This window comes from bacterium, from assembly GCA_030247525.1.
Taxonomy (GTDB): domain Bacteria; phylum Electryoneota; class JAOADG01; order JAOADG01; family JAOADG01; genus JAOTSC01.
Genome location: JAOTSC010000153.1, coordinates 1 through 7,819 on the forward strand (window position 1 = coordinate 1; position 7,819 = coordinate 7,819).

Annotated in this window: 9 protein-coding genes; 1 reads left to right on the forward strand and 8 read right to left on the reverse strand. The window is 50.3% G+C overall.

The features are described from left to right. The coding region (locus tag OEM52_12085) for a hypothetical protein (protein ID MDK9700877.1) at nt 1–498 on the reverse strand (498 nt) is incomplete at its 3' end. Nucleotides 499–793: 295 nt separating this feature from the next. Here OEM52_12085 and OEM52_12090 point away from each other — a divergent pair. Continuing rightward, nucleotides 794–1,087 carry a hypothetical protein gene (locus tag OEM52_12090; GenBank protein MDK9700878.1) on the forward strand — a complete coding sequence of 98 codons (294 nt, stop codon included), beginning with the start codon at nt 794–796 and terminating at the stop codon, nt 1,085–1,087. 77 nt (nt 1,088–1,164) lie between these two features. Here the strand turns inward: OEM52_12090 and OEM52_12095 are convergent, their stop codons facing one another. The 7 genes from OEM52_12095 to OEM52_12125 all read right to left on the reverse strand — a co-directional run. Further along, nucleotides 1,165–1,911, reverse strand: coding sequence for an NlpC/P60 family protein (locus OEM52_12095; GenBank protein ID MDK9700879.1), 747 nt, complete (start codon nt 1,909–1,911; stop codon nt 1,165–1,167). A 10-nt stretch (nt 1,912–1,921) separates the two neighbouring features. Beyond that, nucleotides 1,922–2,782, reverse strand: a complete 861-nt coding sequence (locus OEM52_12100; protein ID MDK9700880.1) for a ParB/RepB/Spo0J family partition protein — start codon at nt 2,780–2,782, stop codon at nt 1,922–1,924. Continuing rightward, nucleotides 2,772–3,539, reverse strand: coding sequence for an AAA family ATPase (locus OEM52_12105; protein ID MDK9700881.1), 768 nt, complete (start codon nt 3,537–3,539; stop codon nt 2,772–2,774). The genes OEM52_12100 and OEM52_12105 overlap by 11 nt, the downstream gene beginning before the upstream one ends. 99 nt (nt 3,540–3,638) lie before the next feature. Beyond that, entirely contained in the window at nt 3,639–5,747 is a 2,109-nt protein-coding gene (recG, locus tag OEM52_12110) for an ATP-dependent DNA helicase RecG (GenBank protein MDK9700882.1), read from the reverse strand. A 1-nt stretch (nt 5,748) separates the two neighbouring features. Then, the gene (locus OEM52_12115; protein ID MDK9700883.1) at nt 5,749–7,077 is read right to left on the reverse strand and encodes a hypothetical protein; all 1,329 of its coding nucleotides are present in this window, start codon (nt 7,075–7,077) and stop codon (nt 5,749–5,751) included. A 50-nt stretch (nt 7,078–7,127) separates the two neighbouring features. Beyond that, nucleotides 7,128–7,553, reverse strand: a complete 426-nt coding sequence (locus tag OEM52_12120; GenBank protein MDK9700884.1) for a tetratricopeptide repeat protein — start codon at nt 7,551–7,553, stop codon at nt 7,128–7,130. Between the two features lie 39 nt (nt 7,554–7,592). Further along, the coding region (locus tag OEM52_12125; GenBank protein MDK9700885.1) for an FtsW/RodA/SpoVE family cell cycle protein at nt 7,593–7,819 on the reverse strand (227 nt) is incomplete at its 5' end.

Consider the following 7,819-nt stretch of genomic DNA (forward strand, 5'->3'; position numbering starts at 1 on the left):
CCCTTCACCCTTGACCTTTGACCCTTCACCCTTCAAGAACTTAAATTTCAAGGCGTGCGACTTCATTGGGAAGCGCGCGGGATGTCGGCGCAACATTTCCGGTAAGTCATTTTCCATTACGTCGTCGGACAAGAATGTCCGACGTACGGCGTCATCTGCGGGCGACCCAGAGGGTCTGCCCCTACTGGAATAGTCGTCGGACAAGAATGTCCGACGTACGGATTGCTCCCCATGTTCCCTGTCCCCCGTTCCCTGTTCCCTGCTCACAAGGAGAGTAATTCCATCGCGTTCGAGGAACCAAGTCATGCCATTCTTCGCTTGACACTTGTAGAGGACGCGCGAATCCCATTGCCCCCGATTCTCAGTGAAGAAGAACGGTTTCGGAATGTTCGCTTGCGTTGGCGAGGACGTCGCCTGTGCTACCGGAGCGCAGAATCCCAATACGAAAAAAAGTAAAAGGGAGGAAACATAAGAGTAACGAAAAATCGGGAATGCCATCACACCTCCACCAACCACGCTTAGCTATGCCCGCGAGTTCAATTGGGAGAAATCCTAAACTATAATATATCGAATTGAATCAAGTGCTAACAGCATATTCGTACAACTTCCCAAAATTTCTAGATGTGAGAAAAGTTTTCGGTGCCTTCGTGTTTTCCTTTTGTTCTGTTCTTTTCCATTGTAAACTAACAATACAGAGTTAGCTGAGCTAAAAAACGGAGAGTCAACTTTCACCAAGTATAGTATTTCTCAACTCAAAACAAGGTGTCACCAAAATAGCAACCGGGAGGATAAAATGAGCTGGCAGAAACTGCGGGGAAAACTCGCGGAATATCATACGGGAACTGTAAGCGATGTCGAGTATTTGGTGATTTGCCAAGTCTATCACACGTTTCTCGACGTTGCCTGCAACTATTCCCGGCATGTTCCCCATCAAGAACGGTTCGATCTAACACACCCCGATATCTTCGAGCAATACCTCGGACAGGTGCGAGATGATTTAATCGCCATGAAATCGAAAATCGATCCGTTTTATCATAATCTGGTCGAGGAGACCTTCGAGGAAGCGAAGCAGGTATTGCTGAAGTAATGAGCACTTACATGAATTCGATTGCAAAAAAAACGGGCAAGTTGCCCGTCGAAAAATTCTCACTCTTGCTGTAGTTATTACTTATGCAGCGAGGTTGACATATTCCCGAGTACTGGGGTTGATGATCCGGCATCAGTTTGCTCGGTGGGGTCGCCGCCTTCCTCGACATCGACCGGAACTGGCGGTTTCGCATTTTCGATGCCTTTGATATCGAGTCGTCGAGCGCCAAGGTAACGCTTTGCCCAATACCCTTTCTCGATGGTCGAGACTGTTACCCCTTTACGTGAAGCGTGCGCAAACCTTCCATCTCCCAGATAAATTCCAACATGATGGATGCGTGACTTTTTACGGGCAAAGGTAAGAATATCGCCATAGCGCAATTTCTCGCGATTGATTTCCGCTCCGATTCTCGCAATTTCCCGCGAGCTGCGAGGCAAGTCGATGCCTACTTCTTCAAAGACTTCATTCACGAAACCGGAACAATCGATTCCTTTCCTGCCATTCCCACCGAAGCGGTATTTCGTGCCCATCCATTGCGCTATCGCAATCGTCAATGGATGATTATCACCCATTGAAACGCTGGGTAAATCTTCGGTCTCAAACAGTTTCTCAGTATGAGTGCGGAAATACTCTTCAATATCGGCGGCATCGAGGGAATCATCGTCGAGGATAGGAATCGGTTTGCTTTGTTCTGGTATGGTAACGTTACTAATGAGAAGTTTTGGTGTGCGGACCGCGTACCGAATCGATGTCGTGAAACATCCTGCGGTAAACAACGGTAGTAGTAGAAGTAGAAGTGTTTTCTTTGTCGGGATTCTAACCATTACTGGCAACTTACGGCTCTAACAGTTTTTTTACAAGTACCTCGCGCTGTTCGACGCTCTGAAACTGTAGAACGATTTTCCCTTTGTTCGGGTTCCCCGCAAACAATATTTGACAACCAAGTCGCTCCTCCAACTGATTTCGCAATACCGGGTCGTCGTAGGTCGGTCTGCCGCCCCGTTTTACGGTATCTTTCGGGGTACTCGCCATACTCTTCTGGACGAGCGCTTCGGTCTGCCGGACGTTTAGCGTTTGTTCGAGAACGATTCGCCAGAGCGTTGGAATGTCCTTGGGTTGTGCGCCTAACAGCGCTCTGCCGTGCCCTTCACTCAATTCCCTGCGTCGGATACTCTCTTGGACTGCTTCCGGTAACGTCAGGATGCGCAAGGTATTGGTTATCGTCGAACGACCGCGTCCCAATTGTTTCGCTAATTCATCGTGTGTCCAATTTGTTTGCTCCAACAGCTTTTGACAACCATTGGCAAACTCAATCGAATCCAAGTCCTCGCGTTGCAAATTCTCGATTAAGGTAATAAGTCCGCGTTGGCCGTCGTCCAATCCTTGCAGCAAGCGAATCGGGACTTCGGTCAGACCAGCTAATTTCGCTGCCCGCAATCGCCGCTCGCCTGCCAGTAACCGGAACACTCCCGGCTCCGGTTCTTCCACCAGCAACGGTTGTAACACCCCTTGCTGCTTAATCGAAGCAGCTAATTCCTGTAACGAGGTTTCATCGAAATGACGGCGTGGTTGTAACGGATTCGGTTCGATTGCCGCGATGGGAAGCTGGCGGTATTCCCCCTCCACCGCTTCGTCGGAAGCCCCCGGGATCAAGGCGGATAACCCTCGGCCGAGACTTGGTACTTTAGGTTTCATCGAGAATTAACTCCTCGGCGAGCGCCAGATAGTTTTTTGCGCCTCGACTGGTAATGTCGTACAGAAAAATCGGAAGTCCGTGCGACGGAGCCTCGGAAAGCTTGACCGAACGATGAATCGGGGTTTCGAACACTCGACCCTTAAAAAACCGTTTCACATCGTCGCGGACTTGCTTCGATAGGCTCAATCGTTGGTCGTACATCGTCAAAACAGCCCCTTCGATTTCCAATTGTGGATTCAAGTGCCGTTTCACAAGCCGGATCGTGTTTAGTAACTGAGTCAATCCTTCCAATGCGTAATACTCGGCTTGAATCGGGATCAACACCGAATCGGAAGCGGTCAAGGCATTCAACGTCAATAATCCAAGCGATGGGGGACAATCGATAATCACCCACTCAAAATCTTCGCGGATCGTCGATAATGCGTTTTTCAACATGTGTTCGCGCGACATCATCGGAACCAGTTCGATTTCCGCCCCGACTAACCGGATATGCGCAGGTATAATGCTTAAGTATTCTACTTGGGTCGGTAACACGCAATTCCGGAAATCTACTTCCTTGAGTAATAACTCGTAACTGGTCGGATGATCCGGCGGAACTTCTACTCCCAACCCGCTGGTCGCATTCGCTTGGGGATCCATATCGATGAGCAGCACCTTCCGCTCGGCAAGGGCAATCGCAGTCGCGAGATTAACAGCAGTCGTCGTTTTACCGACGCCGCCCTTTTGATTCGCCACCACAATTACTTTTCCACTCATAGCGGTAATGTCAAGCTCTTGAATTGGTTCTTCTTCCAGTTCCATAACTCACACGAATCGGTTTGCGTAAATTATACTATACGAATTGATTGCTATGCTTTAAGCGACAGTGCCTAAGTTCATCCGGTCGCCAAACCGCCGATAGAACTCTTCCCAAACGGGGTCATTCTCCCGATTGGGATGGTGTCCCATCGTGATTTCTGCTTCGCCCCGCATCCGGATTACCCAATCGCGATCCCTTACTAAGTCAGCCCACTTCAATTCGGGTAAGCCGTGCTGTCTTGTTCCAAAGTACTCACCAGACCCCCGTAATGTAAGGTCTACCTCAGCGAGTTCAAATCCGTCGTTCGTTCGTTTGATGGCAGCAATTCGATCCTTCACAACTGCTGAAGAATGCTGATATACGATTAAAATACATTGCGACGGGTAGGAGCCTCTGCCAATGCGACCCCGGAGTTGATGGAGCTGTGCAAGTCCAAACCGTTCGGCATGTTCCACCACCAGCATCGTTGCAGTCGGAACATCCACCCCAACCTCGATCACTGTCGTCGCGATAAGAATTTTTGTGACGCCATTGGCGAAGCGATGCAACGCCTGGTTCTTTTCCTCGAGCGACATTCGACCATGCAACAATCCCACGGGAATACCTGCCAATATTCCTTTAGATAAGGTTTCGTACTCCTCGGTTGCCGCCTTCAAATCGAGCTTCTCGCTCTCTTCCACCAGCGGAAACACGACGTAACTCTGTAGTCCGGCTTCGGCATTGCTGCGCACTGCCCGGTAGACGTCCTCCCGTTTTGCCGGTGTAACGCCAATCATCTTAATTGCGCCACGCGCCGCCGGTTTCTCATCCAGCCGCGATACGTCAAGGTCACCATACGCCGTTAATGCCAATGTCCGGGGAATCGGCGTTGCCGTCATCACTAACGTGTGAACCGCTTCCCCTTTTTCACTCAACAAACCCCGCTGCCGGACACCAAACCGGTGCTGTTCGTCGATGATGACCAACCCCAACCGCTTGAATTTTACCCGTTCCTGAATCAAAGCGTGAGTTCCAATCGCAACCTGAATATCGCCGGACTGGATACCGCCCAGCACCTCCCGTTGTCGCGCTATTGGCATCCCCGACACTAACAGACCGACTCGAACGCCTAACTGTTCAAATCGTTCGACGCTGGTCAAGTAATGCTGTTCGGCAAGTATTTCGGTCGGAGCCATCAGAGCGCCTTGCCAACCCGCCTCTACCGCCATCATCAGTGCGAGTAATGCGATAACGGTCTTGCCGCTGCCGACATCGCCTTGCAGTAAACGGAGCATCGGACGCGGTTGCCGCATATCCTTATAGATTTCGTTCAGGACATTCCGTTGTCCCTTCGTCAATTCAAATGGAAACTTTTTTAATAGTTCGTGGGTGCGATTTCCAACATCGGACAGCGCAGGAGCGGGAAGCTGTTTCTGTTCGGCACGCTTGAGCAAAACCGCCCATTGGAAAAAGAACAGCTCTTCCGCAATTTGAAATGCCGCACCGACTTCGGTTTGGGCGATGTTTTCGGGTAGGTGGAGATACTGAAAAGAGGTTTTTCGATCCGGCAATCCGCATCGGGTACGAACTTCTTCCGGCAAGGTTTCCGATAGTTCGCACCGTTCGAGTAGCTTTTCGATGACGCGTTGGTATGTCCGACTTCGCAATCCGGTTCGCAACATTGATTCAGAGAGGGGATAAACCGGAACGATGCGACCGGAAGCACGATACGCTTCCCGGGTCTCTTCATCTTCTAACTTTTCTAAGGACGGATGGGAAAAATTCGGGCGACCCGGCGAGAGCGAAACCTTTCCCGAAACGGCAAACCAATCCCCTTCCTTGAATTGATCGCGATGGTACGACAAACCATCGTAGTACATTACTTCAAATGCGCCGCCGGTTGCATCCTGAAAAATCACTTTGTAAATGCGTTTCCGCATCCGCTTCGCAAAAATCTCGCCAAAGCTCTGCACTTCTCCGATACAAGTGACATCTTCTTTATCGTGGGTCGCTAACTCAGCAACTGCATATACTTTCGAGCGGTCGATGTATCGTTTGGGACAACGCGACAGCGCGTCGCCGACCGTCGTGATACCCAGCTCCGACAGCGTTTGCCATCGCGCCGGCCCGACGCCGGGGGCATATTCCAGCGAGCTTTCCCAATGCAATACTGGTTTATCCAGCATCTTACCACTTATTGCGAACAGTGAATGTCAACTTCGATTCGCCGCGGGCAGGAATCGTTACCGTAAACTCGTGCAGATGTGCACTCTTTTTCACCGGAGTAATCGAAGGCTCGCGAATCTCACCGCCGCTTTGCCAAGACGCAATGACCGTTACTGCTTCCTTCTTACTATTCTTCAAAGTGACTTTCCAATCCGCTTCGTTTACCCGGTCGCTAATCCGGCGCTCTTCTTCCATCACCGTCTCGCCAACCACATCGAAAGCGTTTCCGACATTCAATTTCACTTCGTTGCCGATACCGGTGTGATCGATCCGATCTTCGCCGACGAATTCCCGGTTACCGCTCACTTCCGCTTGGAATAGTCGTACCCGTCCCGCCGGTAATGGTTGCTCGATCCCCGACGCTTTCTCGTTCTTGAATTTCACCGTGACGCTGACTTTTTTATTGCCTTGAGAAATCTGATAACTCAATTGCTTCTCATATTTGACAGTAGGTGCCGAGAGCAGCGAAATCTGCTTCCGTTGACGGTCGGATACAGTCGATGGTCGTTGCAATTCGTATAGATGATATTCGAATAATCCGCGCTCTTCAAACTGTGGCGCTGCTTCATCCATCGCCATCGTCTGCATTGCCATACCACCTTTCGCTCGATACATTCGTTCCGGTTGTACCCGGTTGATATCACCAGCGATGAGTTTCAGATTCGCATCGGGATAAGTTGCACCGCTTTGATTGTTAATGTCGACCCAACCATTAAAATCGAGTTGTTCCCCTTTTGCCGCCAACACGCCGATGTACTCAGCGCTCCATGATATTCCATTGGTCGTGTAGGAAAGCTCGGCGCTCTTCTTTCCCTTCGTGTCACCTGCGAGCTGCCACACCAATGTCGGACGAAGATACATCCCTTGCGAATTACCGGGAATCAGGATTTGTTGAATTCCACTTTGTAAAAGCCGCATCTCTTTCTCGGTTTCGAGGACGATGCCCCAACTGCCGGGCGTCAGCAATTTTCCGGATACGAGTTCCCCTTTTTCCAGTACGACGTCAATCCGCTCGCCTAATCGCCGCTCGAGTAACCGTTGTTGGTTTACTAAATCGTATTCGTAATTTTGCTCGATGACGGTCGCTCCGGGAATCGATAGCTTGACCGAAGTTGGATCCATCCGCTCGGCAACGTCGGCAATTGACAATTGATTGCTGGCAATCGTTACCTCGCGCACTTCCCGAACAACTGCGAGATCGTTATTGTAAATCGTGAGGTGAACGGTGCGCTCGGCAGCGAATGCCAACGCAGTAATCGTAAGTATAACAAAAAGCGAAATTCGTGACATCAAATCCTCCAACGTGGTTTTCATTCCGGTTTGTAATCTCTGCTCGAAACTTACAACAATGCCAACCGCTCTTTCACCCGGGGCAGGAGCGGATCGTTCGGAAAGTCGCGCATGAATCGTTCCCATTCCGCTTTCGCCAACGTTTTTTTGCCGAGCCTCGAATAGCACATCCCCAACATGAAACGCGCATGGGAAATCTTTGTCGAATGAGGAACTGCTGCCGCCATCAAAAACTCCAGTTGCGCTTCATCGGGACGATCCAATCCCAACAATGCTTCTCCTGACCAATAATGAAAATTGCCGGCTAACGGGTGGTTGGGATACTTTAGCGACAACGCCCGCATTTCGCTCAGCGCGTTGGTACGATTCCCACTCTGTAACTTCTGTAACGCTGCATTGTAGCGGTCGTCTACTACGCCGGCATTAGCAAGCGCTGCCCAAACGAATAGTGCTAATAAGAGAAATCGTTTTATCACAGCATACTCCTCACAAAATTGTGGAAGTTCCAACTAATATTACGCATAACTTCGCCACCGGGTAGATGCACCAATCGCAAATCCCATCAAGGCGCAATGGGTAAGCATCGACGATCCTCCATACGAAAGAAACGGCAGTGGAATTCCAGCGACCGGCATGAGTCCCAACGTCATGGCAACATTCACAAAAATTTGGTACACCCAAAGCCCGGCGATGCCTGCCAACAATAAACCACCATTCCGATTCTTCGCGCGGTACGCTTGTC